This is a genomic window from Variovorax sp. dw_954 (assembly GCF_018449755.1).
Classification (GTDB): domain Bacteria; phylum Pseudomonadota; class Gammaproteobacteria; order Burkholderiales; family Burkholderiaceae_C; genus Variovorax.
The window spans coordinates 1-19430 of the sequence record NZ_JAAVVD010000014.1 but is presented as its reverse complement, the minus strand read 5'-3'; the positions used below and the strand labels follow the sequence as shown (position 1 = coordinate 19430).

At 65.6% G+C, this 19430-nt stretch carries 16 protein-coding genes and 2 pseudogenes; 11 read left to right on the top strand and 7 right to left on the bottom strand.

The annotated features are described in order from the left end of the window. Nucleotides 1–74: 74 nt before the first annotated feature. Both HB681_RS21100 and HB681_RS38790 read right to left on the bottom strand, forming a co-directional pair. Nucleotides 75–1685: an AMP-binding protein gene (locus HB681_RS21100; RefSeq protein ID WP_213956831.1), complete on the bottom strand. Its 1611-nt coding sequence runs from the start codon at nucleotides 1683–1685 to the stop codon at nucleotides 75–77. Between the two features lie 63 nt (nucleotides 1686–1748). Next, nucleotides 1749–4433: a LuxR C-terminal-related transcriptional regulator gene (locus HB681_RS38790; protein ID WP_213956830.1), complete on the bottom strand. Its 2685-nt coding sequence runs from the start codon at nucleotides 4431–4433 to the stop codon at nucleotides 1749–1751. Nucleotides 4434–4839: 406 nt separating this feature from the next. Here HB681_RS38790 and HB681_RS21090 point away from each other — a divergent pair, with 406 nt between their 5' ends. Genes HB681_RS21090 through HB681_RS21070 form a run of 5 tightly spaced genes read left to right on the top strand, consistent with a single transcriptional unit; the run spans nucleotide 4840 to nucleotide 10524 of the window. Next, nucleotides 4840–6057 (top strand): phosphotransferase family protein, encoded by a 1218-nt coding sequence (locus HB681_RS21090; protein ID WP_213956829.1) that lies wholly within the window; start codon nucleotides 4840–4842, stop codon nucleotides 6055–6057. Then, the gene (locus HB681_RS21085) at nucleotides 6057–6593 is read left to right on the top strand and encodes a hypothetical protein (RefSeq protein ID WP_213956828.1); all 537 of its coding nucleotides are present in this window, start codon (nucleotides 6057–6059) and stop codon (nucleotides 6591–6593) included. The genes HB681_RS21090 and HB681_RS21085 overlap by 1 nt, the downstream gene beginning before the upstream one ends. After that, nucleotides 6590–8446 (top strand): TRAP transporter large permease subunit, encoded by a 1857-nt coding sequence (locus HB681_RS21080; RefSeq protein ID WP_213956827.1) that lies wholly within the window; start codon nucleotides 6590–6592, stop codon nucleotides 8444–8446. Before HB681_RS21085 ends, HB681_RS21080 begins: the two co-directional genes overlap by 4 nt. A 28-nt stretch (nucleotides 8447–8474) precedes the next feature. Then, nucleotides 8475–9479: a TRAP transporter substrate-binding protein gene (locus HB681_RS21075; RefSeq protein ID WP_213956826.1), complete on the top strand. Its 1005-nt coding sequence runs from the start codon at nucleotides 8475–8477 to the stop codon at nucleotides 9477–9479. A 25-nt stretch (nucleotides 9480–9504) separates the two neighbouring features. Next, nucleotides 9505–10524: a hypothetical protein gene (locus HB681_RS21070; RefSeq protein WP_213956825.1), complete on the top strand. Its 1020-nt coding sequence runs from the start codon at nucleotides 9505–9507 to the stop codon at nucleotides 10522–10524. An 18-nt stretch (nucleotides 10525–10542) separates the two neighbouring features. Here HB681_RS21070 and HB681_RS21065 read toward each other — a convergent pair whose 3' ends face one another. Further along, a complete protein-coding gene (locus HB681_RS21065) occupies nucleotides 10543–10947 on the bottom strand; it encodes a hypothetical protein (RefSeq protein WP_213956824.1) in 405 nt (134 codons plus the stop codon). Between HB681_RS21065 and HB681_RS21060 the strand changes: the two genes are divergently transcribed. From HB681_RS21060 to HB681_RS21045, 5 genes and pseudogenes are all read left to right on the top strand, one after another. After that, nucleotides 10946–11551, top strand: coding sequence for a hypothetical protein (locus HB681_RS21060; protein ID WP_213956823.1), 606 nt, complete (start codon nucleotides 10946–10948; stop codon nucleotides 11549–11551). The two genes, HB681_RS21065 and HB681_RS21060, sit on opposite strands and share 2 nt — an antisense overlap. Further along, nucleotides 11548–12576, top strand: coding sequence for a hypothetical protein (locus tag HB681_RS21055; RefSeq protein ID WP_213956822.1), 1029 nt, complete (start codon nucleotides 11548–11550; stop codon nucleotides 12574–12576). The genes HB681_RS21060 and HB681_RS21055 overlap by 4 nt, the downstream gene beginning before the upstream one ends. Continuing rightward, a complete protein-coding gene (locus HB681_RS21050) occupies nucleotides 12488–13069 on the top strand; it encodes a hypothetical protein (RefSeq protein ID WP_213956821.1) in 582 nt (193 codons plus the stop codon). The genes HB681_RS21055 and HB681_RS21050 overlap by 89 nt, the downstream gene beginning before the upstream one ends. A gap of 183 nt (nucleotides 13070–13252) precedes the next feature. Next, a pseudogene (locus tag HB681_RS38215) lies at nucleotides 13253–13453 on the top strand (ABC transporter ATP-binding protein); the annotation flags it as partial. A 37-nt stretch (nucleotides 13454–13490) separates the two neighbouring features. Next, nucleotides 13491–14875 (top strand): annotated as a pseudogene (locus tag HB681_RS21045) (LLM class flavin-dependent oxidoreductase). Between the two features lie 134 nt (nucleotides 14876–15009). Here the strand turns inward: HB681_RS21045 and HB681_RS21040 are convergent. Beyond that, nucleotides 15010–16800 carry a twin-arginine translocation pathway signal protein gene (locus HB681_RS21040; RefSeq protein ID WP_213956820.1) on the bottom strand — a complete coding sequence of 597 codons (1791 nt, stop codon included), beginning with the start codon at nucleotides 16798–16800 and terminating at the stop codon, nucleotides 15010–15012. Nucleotides 16801–17032: 232 nt separating this feature from the next. Next, entirely contained in the window at nucleotides 17033–17386 is a 354-nt protein-coding gene (locus HB681_RS21035) for a hypothetical protein (protein WP_213956819.1), read from the bottom strand. Nucleotides 17387–17427: 41 nt separating this feature from the next. Here HB681_RS21035 and HB681_RS21030 point away from each other — a divergent pair, with 41 nt between their 5' ends. Continuing rightward, on the top strand, nucleotides 17428–17685 hold the full coding sequence (locus tag HB681_RS21030) for a hypothetical protein (protein ID WP_213956818.1): 258 nt from the start codon (nucleotides 17428–17430) through the stop codon (nucleotides 17683–17685). Here HB681_RS21030 and HB681_RS21025 read toward each other — a convergent pair. Both HB681_RS21025 and HB681_RS21020 read right to left on the bottom strand, forming a co-directional pair. Continuing rightward, the gene (locus HB681_RS21025; protein WP_213956817.1) at nucleotides 17682–18767 is read right to left on the bottom strand and encodes a substrate-binding domain-containing protein; all 1086 of its coding nucleotides are present in this window, start codon (nucleotides 18765–18767) and stop codon (nucleotides 17682–17684) included. The two genes, HB681_RS21030 and HB681_RS21025, sit on opposite strands and share 4 nt — an antisense overlap. A gap of 59 nt (nucleotides 18768–18826) precedes the next feature. Then, nucleotides 18827–19430, bottom strand: a 604-nt coding sequence (locus HB681_RS21020) for a sugar kinase (protein ID WP_213956816.1), incomplete at its 5' end; no start/stop codon positions are given.

The window sequence follows — 19430 nt, the reverse complement described above, 5'->3', positions numbered from 1 at the left end:
GGTGCGCAGAATGGTTTGTGGCCCGAAGTCGCTCATGGTGGTTCGCTGTTGGTGATTTGAATGAAGGGGCGGGATCAGCTCAGGCGGTCGCGCCGCACGACGATGCCGGCAGCCTCGCGGTCCCAGGTGTCGGGCGTGATGCCTTCGTTGCGAATGCGGTATTTCTCGACCTTGCGCGTGGGAGTCTTCGGCAGCTCGGGCAGCACGCGGATGTAGCGCGGGATCATGAAGTGCGCCATGCGCGGGCGCAGGTGCTCGATCAGCGCGATGCAGTCGAGCGCCCGTCCTTCGGCCATCGCCACCGCGATCAGGATCTCGTCTTCGGTGTGCTCGCTCGGCACGGCGACCGCAGCCACCTCGGTGACGCCGGGGTAGCGGGTGATCTCCAGCTCCACCTCGAAGGAGGAGATGTTCTCGCCGCGGCGGCGGATCGAGTCCTTGAAGCGATCGACGAAGAAGAAGCAGCCGCTCTCGTCCATGCGAAAGGCGTCGCCGGAATGAAACCAGCCATTGCGCCAGGCGTCCGCGGTGGCGGCGCTGTCACCGTTGTAGCCATGCGAGGTCGTCCATGCCAGCGAAGGCCGCATGACGAATTCACCAATGGCGCCGACGGCCACCTGCTGGTCGTTGGCATCGACGAGGCGTACCTCGACGCCTTCGCGCACCATGCCGCAGCTGCCGGCCACCGTGGGATCGGGCGGGGCGACCAGCGGGACCGCGATCTCGGTCATGCTGAAGATGGTGTGCGTCGTCACGCCAAAGCGCGGGCCGAAAGCCACGCCTTCGGTGGACATGGGCACGATGGTCGCGTTGCGCAGCGTGTGCCCGCGATCGGTCGACGCGGGCGGCTGGTTGACCAGGAAGCTGGCCATCACGCCCAGCAGCACCACATTCGTGGCGCGGGTCTCATCGACCTTCTTCCAGAAGCTCGCCGTATCGAAGGACTCGAGCATGATGATGGCCCCGCCCACGATCAACGTGCCGTAGACGCATGACGTACCGCCCACATGGAACAGGGGCGAGGTGATCAGGAATCGGTCGTCACGGTTCAGGAAGGGCTGGTTCTCGCGGTCGGAGACGACACCCAGGCCCATGAAGTACAGGTGGGCGTACGACGAGAGCACGCCCTTGGATGGACCCGTGGTGCCCGAGGTGTAGATGATGCTTTGCGTGCTCCACGGCTCGATGGGCCGGGCCAGGGGCAATGGATCGCCATCGGACACGAGCGCCGCCGACGGCAGCACGCGCACGCCGTCCAGTGCGTGGTGCGCTGCGCCGATGACCACCACGGTCTCGAGGCCGGCGCGTTGGACCGATGCCAGGCGCTCGAGCAGCTGCGAGTGCACCACCGCCAGTTTGGCGCCGGCGTTGTGCAAGACGTGTTCCAGCAGTGCGCCCTTGTAGGCAACGTTGGCAGGCACATACACGGCGCCGATGTAGTTGATGGCAAACCACAACCGCATCATGTCGAAGCCATTCGGCATCCAGACGAATACGTGGTCGCCCTGCGACACACCCAGGTCCTGCAATGCCCGCGCCGTGTGGCGCACGATTCGGGTGAACTGGCTGTAGCTGTATTCCTGGCCGTCTTCGAATCGCGCGCACGGCCTGTCCGGGGTCTCCTCGCTCCAACGGTCGAGGATGTTGCGCAGAACGCAGGAATCGCGGGTGATGGCAGGCAGCATGCAACGATGCTAGGAAGCGGCCCGAGGCTTGCGAACCCCTCCTTTGGAAGGGCGGGTTTGACCTCATCGTGAAATCCCTGGACCGGGCGGCGATGCTTCGAGCGCCGGCGTCAACGAACGCGCGCGCGCCAGGGCTGCCGTGCGCGTCGACACGCCGAGCTTGCGATACAGGTTCTTCAGGTGCCACTTGATGGTCGTGATGGATACCTGGGTCCGGTCTGCAATCTCCTGGTTGGACAGGCCCAGGTCCAGCAGCACCAGGAGTTCTGCCTCGCGCGCAGTGGGCGCCGAAACCGCCACGAACGCATCGGGCTCCTTCGACGGGTTGCCGCTGTCGGGTGAGCCGGGCGCCGGCCCGCGCGCGATCTCCTCGAAAAAGGCGCGTTCCTCCGCCAGCGCGAAGGTCCAGGTGGAAATCTTGCCTGCATGCGTCAGTGCTGCGACCAGCTCCGAATGGTCCTTGAAGGGACGCACGATGCGACGACGCGCCGCGCGCCGGAGCGAGCCGGCCAGCGCCCGGCTGGCGCCCGTTTCGTCACCCGCATGCAAGGCGATCCTGGCGCGTGCCAGGCCGAGCTCGACCAACCGGCTGGCGCGGCCTTCTTCCTTGGCGATGCGGTACTCGCGGGTGATCAGGACATCGGCACGCACCATCCTGCGCACGGCGATCAGCAGGTCGATGGCCGTGGCCCACCACAGGTCCCGTGCGCGCGGCACCACGAGCTCGTCGCGATGGACCTCGGCCGCATCGTCGCAGTCGGCCAGCAGGCCGATGCGCTCGGCTTCGGCCAGCGCGTCGCCAGTGCGGCCAAGGCGCTGGATGAGCTGGCATGACAACATCAGCGCGAGGCGCGGCGGATAGGCGGCAGCAAGCTCGCGCAGCCGCGCCACCGACACCAGTTCATCGTCGCGACCCGTCCATAGCTGCAACGCAGCGTCGAAGCCACAGGCCAGCAGGTCCAGCGTCGCGGTATTGCGCGCCGTGCGCATGCCGAAGACCAGCAGTTCTCGCGCCTGCGCGATCTCGCCCATCTCGGTGGCGCAATGCGAGGCGACCAGGGCCATGGTGCCGCACAGGACTGCGTCGTCGCCGAGGCGTTTGCGCGCCTCGGCCAGGCCGCTGCCGAGCTCGTCCAGGGCATGCTGGTAGTCGCCTTCGTAGGTCATGATCGCCGCGTGGATGAGGCTGATCCAGCCCACCATGTCAGCGCCATCGATCCCGAGCAGCACGGGCTGGGCTGCACGCATCGTCTTCCATGCCTGCTCGAACCGGAAGTAGAAGGCCTGGCACAGGCTGAGGATGCAACCAATGGAGCCCACGCCATAGGCGCTGCTGGACACGTGCTCGACCAGCCATGCATCGACACCGCGCTGCGCGTCGTCCAGACGGTCGGCAAAGTAGTCGATGCAGATGCGCAGGTGCTGGATGCGCTGGCCCAGGTCGGCCGGGACCACCACCTCCGGCCCGCGACGGACGAATTGCTCGACGAGCAAGCGGTGGTGCTGCAGGCTGCTCTCGAATCGCCGCTGGAAGACAAGGGCCCATACATACCAGTATCGGGATTCCCAGCCGATCGGCGTCCGGGTCCCGCGCAGGCGATCCACCCACGCGATGAATTGCTGGATATCGCCGTTCTCGCGCACGAAGACGTGGGCGCTGCGCTCCATCAGGCGAGCCGCTGTCGCGAGTTCGTCGGCGGCCAGGGCGTAGGAGATGGCGTCGTGCCACTCGGCCGCCTGTTCGCACCACTCGCTGGCCCGCACCAGCACCTGCTTGCGACGCCCGGCATTCAGCTGCAGGGCCGCTTCGCCACCCAGATACTCGCGAAAGAGGGAGTGCAGGCGATAGCGCTTGCGGTTGCGATCCAGGGGAACGATGAAAACGTTCCGCTTGAGCAGGAAGTCGAGGCGATCCCGCGCATCGTCGGTGCCCATGACGTAGCGGCACATGGCAATCCCGAAGGTGCGCAACAACGACAGGCACATCAGGAAGTCGCGCAGCTCGGGCGAAATGCGCACCAGCACCTGCCGATGGAGCAAGGCCGAGATGTCTTCGTCGGAACCCGAGAAGGCGTCCAGTGCCGCCAATGGCCGCTCCGACGCCGACAGCACGATCTGGGCCATGCGGACCGCCGCCGGCCAACCCTCGGTGCGAGCCTGCACCGCGCTGACGCCTGCACTTCCAAGGTCGCGCCCGAGGTCCACGCCCAGCAGATCGCCGGTCTCCCTGGCATCCAGGCTCAAGTCGCCATACCCGATCTGGCGAAGGCGCTCTTCGAGCTTCGCGCGCGCGGCATCGAATGGAATTTCGTTCGTGCTGGACCAGATGAAAGTCACCGTTGCAGGCGTGCGAAACACCAACGCGTTGAGCATGGGGCCCAGGGCTTCGTCCGTGCAGCTGTTCAGGTTGTCGATGAAGACCGTGGCTTCGCCCGGCAGGTCGGACAGCACAGTGACGAGGGCATCGATGCGGCGCTCGAGTGGCTCGTCGCCGCGCATCAGCGCTTGCGTCGGATCGACGACGCTGCGCCGCGTCGCCAGCTGATCCAGCAGCGCCGCAAGCACACGGTCTGCGCTGGCATCCCGCTCGTCGAGGCCGATCCAATGGGCGTCGTGGCCGGACTCGGCCAGGTGCGAATAGAGCTGAGCCATCAGCACGGTCTTGCCGTAGCCGATGGGCGCGACCACGTTGATCACCTTCGGGCGCCTGGCTTGTGTCAGCAGTTCGGCATACGCGCGGGTACGCACCGGTTGAAAACTGAAGCTGGGCGGAGACTGATCGCGCATTCCTGAAGCCCCACTGGAAGGTTGACGGGTATGCAACCGGACCGTAGTCGCACCGGGTCGTGTCCTTGACCCGCGAGCCTGGCGCCTGTCGTTCGCGAACTGCGGCGGCCACGAGCGCCAGGGCGATGGTGCGCTACCGTACGACGTGGATTGTGGGCGGCTTTGCGACACCCGGTCAATCGTGCCGACCCGCAGGGCTTGCGCGCCGGCAATCGGTCAAAACGCGCCGCGTCCGCACAAAGGGGCATCTGAGGCAGCAGCCCGAAAGCGCGGCCCGCCCGCGGGAATTCCCTAGCCGGCGGCGAAAGGTTCGCTGCCTATTATTGCGCTAGAGCACTATATGCATGGAATCTGACAGAGACATCCGATGAGCGAGCATCCTCCGATCACCGACGCCGATCGCGACAACCCGTCGAGCGCCTTCATCGAACGCATGCGCGCGCAATATCCCACCGAGCGCGAGAACGACCTGATGCTGACCCGCAAGATGCAGCACCGGGCAGGCCCGTCGTTCGACGGTGCGAGCTTCGATGCGATGAATGGCTACATCGGCGCACTGCTGCGCGACAAGATCGACGGGGCTTTCCGGCTCGCGGACCAGCGCTGGTTCTCCGGCGGCGCCTCGAAGATCCAGATGGGGTTCACGCTGCACTGGAACGAGCCGGGGGTGGGTCCGACCGCGATTCGCCTGGTCGCGCGCATGGAGCCGGCGGAGTCCCTGAACTCGACGAGCCGGCAGCGCGAGTTCGAGTTGCTCACTGCATTTGCCGGCGTGATTCCCGTGCCGCGCACCTACTGGGTCGATCCGGATGGCCGCTGGTTCCCCGAGCCGGCCCTGGTCTACGCCTTTGCCGAGGGCAGCACCAAGCCCAGGGCGCAACAGGGAAAGGTGGCCGGCATCGGCACCAACTACGGGCCGGAACTGCGCAAGCGGCTGGTCCCCGATTTCGTGGCCTGCCTCGCGAAGATCCACAACTTCGACGCCTCCCAGCACGCTTTCACCGCGTTCGACCGCCCTTCGGTCGGCACCACCCAAAGCGCGCTGTGGCAGCTCAATCGCGCACGCCGCATCTGGGAAGAAGACCGGGGCGAGGACCTGCCGCTGATGGAAGTGGCGTCCAACTGGCTGGAACGCAACCTGCCGACGCTGGACAATGTCAGCGTCGTGCACGGCGACTACCGCAGCGGCAACTTCCTGTTCGACGAGGAAACGGCGCGCATCACCGCCGTGCTCGACTGGGAGCGTGGCTACCTGGGCGACCGCCATCGCGACCTGGCCTGGACCACCGCGGAACAGTACGGGCACTGGAGCGAGGACGGCAAGACCTTCCTCGCCTCCGGCATCGCGCCGATCGACGAACTGCTCGAGCGCTATGAGGAAGCTTCCGGCCTGCGGGTCGACCCCGTGCGCCTGCGCTACTACCGCATCTTCAACTGCTACCAGATCGTCGTCACCGCGCTCGCGTCCTCCTATCGCGTGGTGCGCCTGGGCAAGACCCACCAGGACGTGCTGATCGCATGGATCGAGGCGGCCGCCTTCGGCGCCATGGAAGAACTCCGCCGCGAACTGGAAGGAGACCTCTGATGGCCGACTACACCGACAACGCCCTGCTGGCGTCCATCAAGGCGCTCGAGAAGGTCATTCTCCCTGCCGTCGATCCAGCCGACCCGCTGGCGGGCGAGCAATTGCGGCTCGTCGCCGGCTTCCTGAAGTTCCTGCGCACGCGGTTGCCGCATTGGCAACTGCGACAGGTGTTCGAGCTGAACCACTACCTGGCGCTGGCCGAGCAATTGGCCGCGGACGCGCGATCGGCTTCGGACGGCATCTTCCTGCAGCTGGCATCGGCCATCGAGCAGGCCCACGTCGTCCAGCGCCAGGATGCTGCGCCGCTGGCCGACATCCGCGCGGCCACCGCTGCCCTCAGCGCGCCCATCAGCGCACTCGCGCGTGCGGTCGCCACCGCCGACGCGCCGCTTCGCAAGCGCGTCGAGCACACGATCCTGGCGGGCTCCAGGCGATGGGTGGACATGCAGCGCACGTGGTTCGCGCCGCAAGGCTTCGAACTCCGGCCGGGCGAGTTGCCGCCGCTGGAATCGTTCTTCCATTTCGAGCAGCGATGAACGCCAGCGCGCCCGATATGCCGCTCGGCGCCGCCGTTCCTGCGGCGCCGGGGCGCGTGCTGCGTCATGTGCTGGAGGCCCCGGCAGTGGCGCTGATCCTGGCGGAAGTCGTGATCCTGCTGACGGGCGTCGTGTCCCGCTATGTCTTCCACAGTCCGATCGGCTGGACCGATGAACTCGCCGGGGTGCTGTTCCTCTGGATCGGGATGCTGGGCGCGGCGATTGCCTTCCACCGCGGCGAGCACATGCGCCTGACCTTCCTGCTGGACCGGTTGAACGCCAGGACGCGTGCACTGGCGGAAGCCTTCGGGCTGGTGGTCGCACTGACTTTCCTGGGTGCGCTGGTCGGCCCGGCAGCGAAGTTCGCCATGCACGAACACATGATCACCACGCCCGCCCTGGGCATTCCCAACAGCATGCGAGTGGCCGCGCTGCCCGTGGGCTTCGCGCTGATGATCGTGATCGCCCTGACGCGGCTGTGGCGCACGGCGGGTTGGCGGGACTTCGCGATGTCGCTGCTGGCGGTGGCCTGCGCCGCGCTCGCCTTCTATGTCCTGGGCCCGTCGCTGAAGGCGATCGGCAACTGGAACCTCCTGGTCTTCTTCGCCCTCACGGTGACGGTGTGCCTGCTGCTGGGCGTGCCCATCGGCTTCGCGTTCGGCATCGCGACCCTGGCCTACGTGCTCTTCGCCACCCGCGCGCCATCGAGCGTGATCATCGGACGGATCGAGGAAGGGTCCTCGCACCTGATCCTCCTGGCCGTCCCCCTCTTCGTTCTGCTCGGTGCGCTGATGGAGGTTGCGGGCCTGGCGCGCGCGATGGTGGGCTTCCTCGCGTCGCTGCTCGGGCATGTGCGGGGCGGCCTGAACTACGTGCTGCTGGGCGGCATGTACCTGGTGTCGGGCATCTCGGGCTCCAAGGTCGCCGACATGGCTGCCGTGGCGCCAGTGCTGTTCCCCGAAATGAAGAAGCGCGGCCAGAAGCCGGGCGAGATGGTGGCGCTGCTGGCCACCTCCGGAGCGATGGCCGAGACCATCCCGCCGAGCCTGGTGCTGATCACGATCGGGTCGGTGACCAGCGTCTCGATCTCGGCGCTGTTCACGGGCGGCCTGCTGCCCGCGCTGGTACTGGCCCTGGCGCTGGGCCTGCTGGCGTTCTTCCGGTCGCGCGGCGACGACATGAGCGGCGTGGCCAGGGCATCGCGCAGCCAGGTCTGGAAGGCCTTCCTGATTGCCGCGCCGGCGTTGACCCTGCCCTTCGTGATCCGCTTCGTGGTGACCGAAGGCGTCGCGACGGCGACCGAGGTGTCGACCATCGGCATCGTCTACACCGTGCTGCTCGGTGTACTGGTCTATCGCGAGTTCGAATGGCGCCGCGTGTACGGCCTGCTCGTGGACACGGCCGCCATGTCCGGCGCGATTCTCTTCATCATCGGCGCCGCCAGCGCCATGGGATGGGCCCTGACCCAATCCGGCTTCTCGACCCAGCTCTCCTTCATGATGTCCGGCGTGCCCGGGGGCAAGTACGGCTTCCTGTGCATCACCATCGTGGCCTTCGTGGTGCTGGGCATGGCACTGGAAGGCATCCCCGCCCTGGTGGTCTTCGCGCCGCTGGTGTTTCCCATCGCGCGCAGCTTCGGCATCCACGAAGTGCAATACGCGATGGTGGTCATCCTCGCCATGGGCGTCGGCGTGTTTGCGCCGCCCCTGGGCATCGGCTACTTCATCGCCTGCGCCATCGGCAAGGTGCCGCCCAACGATGCCATGCGCGCCATGTGGCCCTACCTCGGCGCGCTGACCGCCGGGCTGCTGCTCGTGGCAGCCATTCCCTGGATCTCGACCGGCTTCCTCTAGAAGCAGTTCCCTTCAACCTGGAGACATCATGACCTTCGCCCGCCGCTCCCTCCTGGCCGCCTCTGTCGGGGCCCCGCTCCTCGCCATCGCTCCTCGAATGGCCCGCGCGGCCGAATTCGACATGAAGTGGGGCTCGTTCGCGCCACCGGACCACCCGCTGAGCGTGAATGCGGTCAAGGCAACCGAAAAGATCGCCGCGGAGTCCAAGGGCCGGGTCGTCATCAAGTACTTCCCCTCCAGCCAGTTGGGCGGCGACACCGACATGCTGTCCCAGGTGCGCTCGGGTGCGCTCGACTTCTATACGACGTCGGCATCCTTCATGACGACCCTGAACCCGGCCGTCGGCGCCAGCGCGCTCGGCTTTGCGTTCAAGGACTATGCCGCCATCTGGAGCGCGGTGGACGGCGAGGTCGGGCGGGTCGCTCGCAAGGCGGCTGCCAGCGTGGACATCCACGTGTTCGAGAAGTACTGGGACCTCGGCTTCCGCACGGTCGGCAGCAGTCGCCCCATCAACTCCCTGGCCGACATGCAGGGCATGAAGATCCGCGTTCCGGTGCTGCCGATGTTCTTCGGCATGTTCAAGGCGCTGGGCGCGGCGCCGGTCAGCATGAACTTCTCGGAGCTCTACACCTCGCTGCAGACCAAGCTGGTCGAAGGCCAGGAGAACCCGCTTGTCAACCTCTACACGGCCAAGCTGTACGAGGTCCAGAAGTTCATCACCAACACGAACCACTGCTGGGAAGGCATGTTCGTGGTCTCCAATCGCACTCAATTCACGGCACTGCCGGCGGACGTGCAGGACATCATCTCGCGCAACTTCAACGCCGCCGCGCTGCAGGAGCGCGAGGACATGCGCAAGCTCAACGAGGACGTCAAGGCCAAGCTCGAGGCGGCCGGCGTCAAGTTCATCGACATCGACACGGCTCCCTTCCGCGAGCGCCTCAAGCAGGCCGGCTACTACAAGGAATGGCGCGGCAAGATGGGCGAGGAGGCATGGGCTGCGCTCGAGAAGTCCACCGGCTCGCTCGCCTGATCTGACTGTCTGCCTGAGGAAACGCATGATCACCAGCAAGGACTCCGAGTTCCACCCCGTCAAGCGCGACAACTGGCGCTGGACGGAGACGACGCCGCTCAGCTTTTCCGTGCCGCAGGCCGGCATTTTGGGGAACCTGTACATCGCGGCGCGGCCGAATCTCGGCGTGGCGCTCTCTTCGGTCGGCATCGTCCAGGGCTTTCGGTTCCACCCGCACGAGGTGGACTTCAGCGATGCCCAGATGCACCTGCCCTGCCCCGACAACTTCACCCACTACGAGTTGGAAAGCGGCCTCAAGGTCCACTTCACCAAGCCACCGCGCGAATCGCACTTCCAGTACGAGTACAAGCTGGGCGGCGGCTGCTCGTTCGACCTGAAGTTCCGTGGCCTGCACGATCCCTTCGACGCCGGCGACCCGGACCAGAACCCGTTGCTGAAGACCGATGGCGGGCACCAGTTCGACGAGCGCCTGGGCACGCAATGGGGCAACCCCTCGGCCGACCCGGACGACCCGAGCGGGCACTTCGAGCTCATGGGCCACATCACCGGCCACCTGAACCTGCGTGGCGTGCGCTACGAGGTCGACTGCTACGACTGCGTCGACCACAGCTGGAGCCGCCGCACCGAGACCAGCAAGCGGGCCGTCAGCTGGATCTCCGCGGTGTTCGACGAGGACTACGGAATCCACATGGCCATGCTGATCGACGTGCAGGACGGCAAGACGATCTACGAGAGCCTGCGCAACGGCTACGTGATGGACAAGGGCGAGGTCTACGGCCTGGTCTCAGCGCAGATGGAGGGGCGCCACGCGAACCTCAGCCCGATGAACTGCCGCATCGTCGCGACCGACGTGCGCGGCGTGAAGCACGAGGTGTCCGGCACGGCCATCGCCATCCACCCCTGGTACAACTACAACCCCTCGCACGTGGCTTTCCAGTCCCTGATGCAGTGGCGCAGCGGCGATCGGATCGGCCACAGCGAGATGGCCGACATCTACGGGCTGGAGTACCTGGCCGAGCGCAGGTCGCGGCGCACCGCTTCCTGACGGCGGCCAAGGATCACGCTATCCGTTCAGGTCATAGGGGAACTTGATGCCGAGCAACCGAAATCCGGCAAGAACGGCGTTTCGCGCGACGAGTCGCAGTTCCCCCTTCAATCGTGCCGGTCCGCGAAACAGCGGGTAGACGGCGCGAATGAAACGCTCGCGCCTGTCATCACGTCGGCGGATGAGCTCGCGAAATTGCCGCTCCACGGTGCGGCCATACGCACCGGGGGCGAAATGGTCATTCGTAGAAGAAAGTAAATCTAGTACCGGCTGTGCGCGCCGTTTACCTATGGCGCCTGCTTGCGTAGTCACAGATTTACCGTCATCAGAAAGAAAGTAAATCTGGTACTTCGCAACCGCGCAAAGCAAATTCAATACTTCGCGAATCCAGTCGCTCGAAGGCCGCGTAAGGTGTTGAATCATGAGGAGTTTTGCTCCACGCTTCTCGACACCGCTGGACGCACCTCGACCACGCGGTGCCCGGCTGCTCGAGGGCTTCAGTCCCAAGCTGAGCAGGCGGATTCGCCTGTTCGATCGTGCGACATTCGATCAGTGGATTCGCCTGGAAGGCGATCCGACGGTGCTGTGCTTTTGTGAACGCCCTCTTCGCTTGAGTCCTACACCAGGAGCTCGTCTCGTCGATTTCTGGGTTCAGCGTGACGACGGCGAACAGTTGCTGCTTGTCAATGACGATGAGGATGAACCCCTGTCCCCCACCGCGAGCGACATCCCGCTGAGACGCGTCGCAGCTGCTGAGCTTGCTGCGGCCGCGATGTGGATCGTCAACTGGCAGCGGATTGCCGACCATCGTTTCCACGCAAGCCTGGCTAAGCAAACTGACGCCTCAATACACCAGTACGTTCACGACCCCGTGTCCCTGTCCGGCCTTGAGCAGGCATTCGCGACGGGCGATCCGCCCGTCGTGCGTGGCGCCGTGTTCGAGCTCCTACGCCGCGGCCGCCTGAGCGCGCCTTCGTTGTACAGCCAGCCGTTGACACCGCAAACGATCTTCGGACCGACACCATGAATCGCCGACCAACTCCTGAGCTCGACCCGTCGTCATGGCCTGCCTTCGACGCGTCCGCTCTACGCAGCCCGCAGCGGGCAATCTACTTCGCTCGGCATCAGGCTATCGAACTCTACCTCGCGAGCACTTCTCTCAAGGCAATAGAGGCCAGCACTGGCGTCAAGCGCGGGCAGCTCTATCGCCTCCTCGATCACTGTCTCGCGCCGCACGAAGACGGTCGCCTTTTCGGGTGGCGCGCACTCGTGCCGTATGCGCGCGTCGCGCCCTATCAGCGCATTGCTAAAGTCCGACTCCGAGCGGATGGTTCCGGGGCCGCCGGAGCATTCGACGAACTGTTGCAGCGCCATCCTGCCATCGCAGGTTGGATCGTCCAACAAGTCCGCGCCAAGCGCATCGCTGTCGAGCAGACCACCACCGCCGAGGGACTGCGCATACGGCTTCGTGGCCTGAAGCACCTGCACATCGACTTCCTGCTCCAGTGCAGGCAGGCCGGTCTCACCGCTGCGGACTACCCCTTCAACGCACAGCGCATGGGCATCCGTTCTCTGGCGAAGATGGTACGCACCGAGTGCCTGCGTACATTCGGCCGCGGCGCACGGCTTGCTGGGGCGACTCACCTCAAGGGCATGCCCGGCGACATCGCAGCTCCTGCCGCGCGGGAGGCATTCGATGTCGTGGAGTTCGACGGCCACCGGCTTGACGTGCGACTGAAGGTCGTGGTGCGCGACCCCCTGGGTTTCGAGCAGCAGTTCGAGATCGAGCGCCTGTGGTTGCTGGTCATCATCGACGTCTACAGCCGCGCGGTACTGGGCTTCCACATCAGTCTGAGCCGAGAATATTCTCGCTACGACGTGATTCGCACCATCGAGGCTGCCCTCGAACCGCATCGCCCGCACGATTTCACGCTGCCTGCAGTACTGCAAGAAAGCACGGCGCGTGACACTGCTGATACTGACGCTCGAAGAACACGCGCTGGACCCGCGCCTGGGATACGTGTTTCAGCGCTCCTGGCTCCAGCCCTATGAGTCGTTGGTCAGCATGCTCTGGAAATTCGCTCATATGAACCGGTTACCAGGGTATCTCGTGATGTCGCAGGTGTGTGGCCATCCGATCGATCCCTATGAGGGTACCGTGCCTGCCGACGTCGACATCGCTCGGGTTGCGCGGTTGCTCGGCATCACCCGGCGCAACGTGCGCGAGGGCATCTCTCGCCCGACAAATGACACGTGCCCCTTCCTCCGGTTTTGTCCGAGCTGCATCAGCACTGCCTATCACAGCCGAATATTCCAGCTCGAGCGACATGTGCGTTGTCCGATCCACGGTGACGCCCTGCGCGATGTCTGCCGAAGATGCGGTCGCCGATCGGCATACAAACTCGACGCACAGTTGCTGGACGCGCCTTTCCGCTGCAAGCACTGCCGCAGTTGCTATTCCGCTCTCGGCTACGCGCCGCCGACGGGATACAGGAAGCTCGGGCAAAAGGCGCGCGCGGCTGTGACGCGCGCGGCCATCGGTTGAAATCCGATCGCCCGCGAAGACGACGCGGCGACTTTCGGAACGACGCGGCGCAGCGGTATCGCATTTGCTTTCCGAACTGGCGATCCCCTTGTGCGACGGGGCTTGGCCCCGCAGGGCGGGCTCCGGCAGACGCGGAGTCACACTTTTACCCTCACGTTTGGAAGGGACTCATTTTCTTCTACGCCGGGGCGAATCCGGCGCACGGTCGAGGTCGACCTGCCGCATCCGCGCAACCGCAGCGACCCGGCTTTCATCCGGCTGCGCGATGACGTGCTGAGCGACTTCATTGACGTGGAGCCGGGCGCCGTTGCAACCACTGCTCAACCCGTGCCAGATCGCACGCCGGTGACCGGCTTGCCGCCGGGCCTTCAGCTCGCGTGGTGACACAGCCCCGTCCCTTGTCTTTTCAGGAACCCAACCCATGCCTTCATCCACGCGCCAATTCAATCTCGGCGCCTTCTCATGCAGACCGGCCACCACATCGCCGCATGGCGCCATCCAGGAGCACAGGCCGATGCGGGAAGCAACTTCCGGCACTACGTTGCGCTCGCACAGAAGGCCGAGGCCGCGAAGTTCGATGCGATCTTCCTTGCCGACTCGGTCGGCGTGCGCAGCAGCAACCTGCCGTCCATATCGCGCACCGCGCGCAGCGATCACTTCGAACCCCTCACGCTGCTCGCAGCCATCGCCGCATTGACCGAGCGGGTCGGTCTCATCGCCACCGTGTCGACCAGCTTCAACGAGCCCTTCAACGTAGCGCGCAAATTCGCCTCGCTCGACCAGATCAGCGGCGGGCGTTCGGGCTGGAACCTCGTCACCTCGAGCGGCACCGGCGAGGCGCAGAACTTCAATCGCGAGGACCACTTCGATCACGCCTTCCGCTACGAGCGCGCGGCGGAGTTCCACGACGTCGTGACCGGCCTGTGGGATAGCTGGGAAGACGACAGCTTCGTGCGCGACAAGGAAAGCGGCAAGTATTTCGACGAAGACAAGCTGCACGTGCTGCATCACAAGGGCAAGCACTTCTCGGTGCGCGGGCCGCTCAACGTCTCGCGCTCGCCGCAGGGCCGACCGGTGGTGGTGCAGGCCGGCGCTTCGGAAGCGGGCCGCGACCTGGCGGCGCGCACGGCCGAGGTTATCTTTGTGGCGCACCAGACCTTCGACGAGGCCAAGTCTTTCTACACCGACATCAAGAACCGGGTGACGACCTATGGGCGGCATCCGGACCAGGTGAAGATCATGCCCGGCATCTTCCCGGTGGTCGGCCGCACGCAGGCGGAGGCCGAAGAGAAGTTCGAGCAGTTGCAGTCGCTGGTGCATCCTGTGGTCGGCGTGTCGTTGCTGTCGAGCGTGATCGGTGGCTTCGATTTCTCCGGCTTACCGGTCGACGGGCCTGTGCCCGAGCTGCCCGAGACCAATGGACCCAAGAGCCGGCAGCGCCTGCTGCTGGACCTGGCCCGGCGCGAAAACCTCAGCATCCGTGACCTCTACCTGCGAATCGCCGGCGCGCGCGGCCACCAGCAGGTGGTCGGCACGCCGGCCAGCATCGCCGACCAGTTGCAGCAATGGTTCGAGGAAGGCGGTGCGGACGGCTTCAACATCATGTCGCCCTGGTTTCCCGGCGGGCTGGATGACTTCATCGAACTGGTGCTGCCCGAGCTGCGCCGCCGCGGTCTGTTCCGCACCGAGTACGAGGGCCGAACGCTGCGTGAGCACCTGGGGTTGCAGCGGCCTGCGCATCGAGCATCGCAGGTACGGGCCGACGAGGTGCAACAGGCTGAGGAACGGGTGGCCCTCCTGGACTGAGCGTGTCTTGGCCCGGTGTCCAACCTCGGTATCCGGACGCGCGTGCTCCGCAAACTTGAGACGTCCGGGGTCCGCGGAGCAATCGCACGCGGGGCGGGGCACCGACGCCCATTGCCAGTGCCCCGTCGTGATCCTCAGACGGTCACGCGGGTGCCGTCGAAGCGCGTGAACGAGAAGCCTTCGAAGGGCTCGCGAAAGGTCTGCTTCTGCTCGCGCAGCAGGCTGATCACCAGCGCCTCGCCTTGCGCGTAGGAAGCCGCGGCATCGGAGCGCCAGTGGATGCCACCGGCCGTGCGACCGGACCCATAGTTCAGCGCCAGCTTGTTCAACTCGCCGCCCACTGTCAGCGGCGGTCCTTGGTAAGGAACCAGCCGCGTCGGGTCGGCCGGATCAGGCTGCACCGGGTTCGGAATGACCAGCGACTCGTCGTAGAAGGCCTTCAGCAACGTGACCGTCACGGACGCAATGATGGCCGCCCCGCCGGGGTACGAAGAGTGGATCGGCGCGCCTTCCGGGAACACGTGCGACAGCAGGTGTGTACCGTTTTTCGCGCGGCTGCGCTCCAGCGCCTGCGAGCCGAGGAACGCCTCGTGGATCGGATACTCGCTGACCTTGTTGGCCAGCCGGTGATGGACCAGCCCGCCGAACGCCTCTGGCCTTAGCACGCGTTGCAGGTACCACTTCTGGTAGTAGTTGATGCGAATGCCCAGCGACGAAGCGAGCGACAGAATAGACTGGAAATAGGCCGCGCCGAAGGTGCCCGAGGCGCCACCGCTGGTCTTCAGTTTCAGGTACGGGTTGCTCGCGGCCAGGGTGTTCTGCGCCGCAGGAAAGATGCCGCCGAACGCCGCGTCCGACGCCGACGGTGTGCTCAGCAACTGATTGCCGATGAAGTTGAACGCCGCTGCCGCATGCGCATAGGCCGCGAGGTCGCGGCTGTTGGCGATGTAGCGGCGGGTCGGGTCGAAAGCGATCCGGCCCTTGGGCGCATTGCCGTTCTGAACGCTGAGCCACTCGTCGTAGCTGGTCAGGAACTCGCTCCCGGGGTCGTAGCTGCGAATGCGCGCCGACAAGGTCCGCGGGCCGAAGGGCACGTCGCGGTAGAGGAACTGCGAGATGTACGGGCCTTCCGTGACACCGGGCGGCGTGACCCAGCGCGCGGTGCGGCCGCTGCGGTCATTGCTGTCGACATAGAGTGCCGCCCCGCGGAACAGTGTCTGCGGCGTGACCTTGCCGCCCTGCTTGGGGCCATGGAAGTCGGGCGCCTTGCTCAACTCCTCGGCGGCCGCGATCACGCCCTTGTTCGTCGTCGAGTCGCTGAACTCGTGGAACGGCACGTCGCGCAGCAACGAGACCCAATAGATCTCAATGGCCTCGCTCGCACGCGCCGCACTGGCCAGCGCGGGCGCCGACGGCAATGCGAACTGGGCGGGCACCAGGCCGTCAAGGTTGACCGCGAGCGTGCCGATGGGGTTGACCAGCTTGCGTGTCCCGCCGAGCGGAATCTTCTCGAAGTCGACCGGGTCGCGTGTGATGTACGCGGTGGTGGCCAGCTTCCAGGCGGCCGGATCGACCTCGCCGCGCTCGTTGTGCGGCAGGCCGCGGCTGTCGGAGCCGATGTTGTTCGGATAGCGTTGCTCGTCGCCGTTGGTCGGATGAGGCGGGAGCGGTAGCGCCGCGTTGGCATTGGCGAGGTCCACGCGCACGCGCAGCGTGCGCCTGCGAAAGCTCTCGTCGTAGTCGGCCGAAGAGGCGACATCGCTCACCGGGGCCGCGGACTGCGCGGCTGCGGATGTGCCCGCCGTCAGCAGTCCGCTGCCAGCGAGGCCGGCCAGGCCGAGGAAGTGGCGGCGTGGCGTGCTGTGTGGAAGGCCTTCGGGAGCGTCTTGTCCGAAGGGCTCGATGGGGTGGTCTGGTTTGGACATGGCATGAACTTAGGCCCCCGTGCATCGGCGGCAAAGGACCGATTTCGTTCTTGCATATTTGCTGTGTGCCGGGCGAGTCTCGAGCGCGGAATGCTCATTGCGAATGGCCACCATCGCCACGAAGGTGCCTATGAATGCGACCGTGAGTTGCTCCTCATCGACAAGAAGCGGATGAAGTTCTGGACTTCCATGGAGTTCAGCAGAACGGGATGGACAGCTACGACGATGCGGACTACGTTTCCAGGTCGCAGACATTGCCCGGCGCATCGATTGGCCTCGGCCATTCACGGCGCGTACGTTCAAGACGCGCTTTGCGCTCGACTGGCACGGACGCGAGGAAGAGTTGACGCAGCCCGACAATCTGGCGCGCGAGGAAGCTCGCAATTGGAAGGCGCTGGGAGCCGGTGACGTCGAGAATGCCTGCCTTCTCACTGGCGAGGCCGTGGGCCTCATACACGATGTCCTGCCGGCGGCCGTGATTGTTGACCGCATGGTGCGCGAGGCGCAGGCGTTGATCGCCTGCTAGCTGTAGCGAGGAGACCGAAATGGGGCACCGGACAGATCGTCGGGCCTTGGGGGCCTTCATCGTTCCAGTGATGCGCCAGCAAGCCAAGTTTTTCCACGCGCATGCAGGCGCTCGACCTCGGGGCCTGTCAGTTGCGGCATATCCAGCTAGACCGTGTATCCGATCAGCGTCTGGATGTATGCCACATGCTGGTACCCCGTCGGAAACCTTGCCAACGCTGCCTGATCGAGTTCGAGGCGCACGGCGGGATCGACGGGATCAACCCGATCCGCGTCGCCAAGAACCCGGTCCTCACGATCATGACCAACGTCCTTCGCGAGGGAGACCGCCTGCCGACGGAGCGCGTGCTGTGTAGTTAGGTATCGAATTCATGGGACTGCTTCCTACCGAAAGCGCGTCCCCCCTGCGCGGCCGACGATCCTCGCATGACCAGTTGCCCAGGCAAGAGGATCTGTCGGGGTGCCGCTGACTCGCCATGCAATCGATCGATCAGGCAGGTGGCCGCCGTTCGCCCGATCGCGTCGGTAGGCTGGGCAATGGCGCTCAGTCCGGGACCGATGAGTGGCGCCCACTCGGGATCGTCGAACCCAAGGAAACCCAGGTCGGCGCCGAACTTCCAGTTGCACTGCGCCGCGATGCCGGCAATGCGCAGCGTGACTACTGCATTGCCGGAGATGACGGCGGCGCGGCGACCGTCCTTTGCGCCTTTCGCGCGGAGAAGGAGCGCCCGCATCGCATCCTCGAGCAGCTTTCCGTCGTCCTCCGAATACTCGAACACCTGCCCCGCGACCCGCCTGGATTCCGATGCGACGCATTTGGTGAACGCGGTCGCACGCTCGCGCCGACTGCTCACGCCCTTCTTCGGCTCAGTGACGTACATGAGTTCACGGTAGCCGTTCTCGATGAGATGGTTGCAGGCGGTCACCATCGCGTCGGCGCTGTCCAGCGCCACGAAATCGGGCGTCATGCCGCTGTGCCGCCGATCCACCAGGACAGCCGGCTTGCCGCTGCGCTCCAGAGCCTCCACGACGCCGGCCCCGCGGCCCAACGTATTAAGGATGAAGCCGTCGACCTGGTAACCAGCCAGCGCATCGATGGCTTCACGCTCGCGTCCGACCGAATTCCCGAGGTTGAACAGCATGACCAGGTAGCCGGCCTCCTGGCATGCCTTTTCCGCGCCTCTCAGCACTGCCACGGAATAGGGATTGGTGATGTCCGCCACGACCAGGCCGATCAATCGTGAGCGACCACGGCTCAGCGCCTGGGCCATCGGGCTGGGCGCGTAGTCGAGTTCGGTGATCGCCTTCTTGACGCGTGCCGCGATGTCGGGCGTGAGCAACTTGTCGTGATTGAAGAACCGCGAAACCGTGGCCTTGGACACACCTGCGGACGCCGCGACGGCCGCGATGGTGGGACGTCGAACTTGCGGCCTGTCGTTCATCGGTAGCTCAGGGTGCATTTCATGGAACAGAGCCGATCGGGCATGGGAAGCACGCGATTCTAGAAGCCGCCCTGTGCCAGTTCTTCACGCGTCGGCAGGCCTTCGGTGTCGCCGAGGACCTGAACCGCGCGTGCGCCGATCCAGGCGCCGCGGCGCACCGCATCCGGCACGCTGCGCCCTTCCAGCAAGGCGCTCACGACCCCTGCGGCAAAGCCGTCGCCGGCTCCCACGGTGTCGATCACCTTCTCGACCGGAAAGCCGTCGACATAGCCGTTGCCGCCATCCATGCTGTCGTAGTAGGCGCCTGCGGCACCGAGCTTCACCACCACGAGCTTTGCGCCCCGGTCGCGGTAGAAGCGCGCGATGCCCTCGGCCGTGTCGTGGCCGGTCAGCAGCAGGCCCTCCTCGATGCCGGGCAGCACCCAGTCGGCGAGCGAGGCCAGGTGATTGATCCAGTGGCGCATGTCCTCGGTCGACTTCCACAGCGTGGGCCGCAGGTTGGTGTCGAAGGAGATCGTGCGGCCGGCCGCGCGCATCACGTCCATGGACTTGATGGCAGCCTGAAGGCTGGTCTCGGAGATCGCCGGGAACACGCCCGTCGCATGCAAGTGGCGCGCCGAACGCAGCCACGCTTCATCCACATCCGCCGGCCCCATCTGGCTC

Excerpts from the sequence above, each read along its gene's own strand:
- HB681_RS21100 (WP_213956831.1), bottom strand. The coding sequence starts at position 1,685 with ATGCTGCCTGCCATCACCCGCGATTCCTGCGTTCTGCGCAACATCCTC.
- HB681_RS21090 (WP_213956829.1), top strand. The coding sequence starts at position 4,840 with ATGAGCGAGCATCCTCCGATCACCGACGCCGATCGCGACAACCCGTCG.
- HB681_RS21085 (WP_213956828.1), top strand. The coding sequence starts at position 6,057 with ATGGCCGACTACACCGACAACGCCCTGCTGGCGTCCATCAAGGCGCTC.
- HB681_RS21080 (WP_213956827.1), top strand. The coding sequence starts at position 6,590 with ATGAACGCCAGCGCGCCCGATATGCCGCTCGGCGCCGCCGTTCCTGCG.
- HB681_RS21075 (WP_213956826.1), top strand. The coding sequence starts at position 8,475 with ATGACCTTCGCCCGCCGCTCCCTCCTGGCCGCCTCTGTCGGGGCCCCG.
- HB681_RS21070 (WP_213956825.1), top strand. The coding sequence starts at position 9,505 with ATGATCACCAGCAAGGACTCCGAGTTCCACCCCGTCAAGCGCGACAAC.
- HB681_RS21060 (WP_213956823.1), top strand. The coding sequence starts at position 10,946 with ATGAGGAGTTTTGCTCCACGCTTCTCGACACCGCTGGACGCACCTCGA.
- HB681_RS21065 (WP_213956824.1), bottom strand. The coding sequence starts at position 10,947 with ATGATTCAACACCTTACGCGGCCTTCGAGCGACTGGATTCGCGAAGTA.
- HB681_RS21055 (WP_213956822.1), top strand. The coding sequence starts at position 11,548 with ATGAATCGCCGACCAACTCCTGAGCTCGACCCGTCGTCATGGCCTGCC.
- HB681_RS21040 (WP_213956820.1), bottom strand. The coding sequence starts at position 16,800 with ATGTCCAAACCAGACCACCCCATCGAGCCCTTCGGACAAGACGCTCCC.
- HB681_RS21035 (WP_213956819.1), bottom strand. The coding sequence starts at position 17,386 with ATGAAGGCCCCCAAGGCCCGACGATCTGTCCGGTGCCCCATTTCGGTC.
- HB681_RS21030 (WP_213956818.1), top strand. The coding sequence starts at position 17,428 with ATGCAGGCGCTCGACCTCGGGGCCTGTCAGTTGCGGCATATCCAGCTA.
- HB681_RS21025 (WP_213956817.1), bottom strand. The coding sequence starts at position 18,767 with ATGAACGACAGGCCGCAAGTTCGACGTCCCACCATCGCGGCCGTCGCG.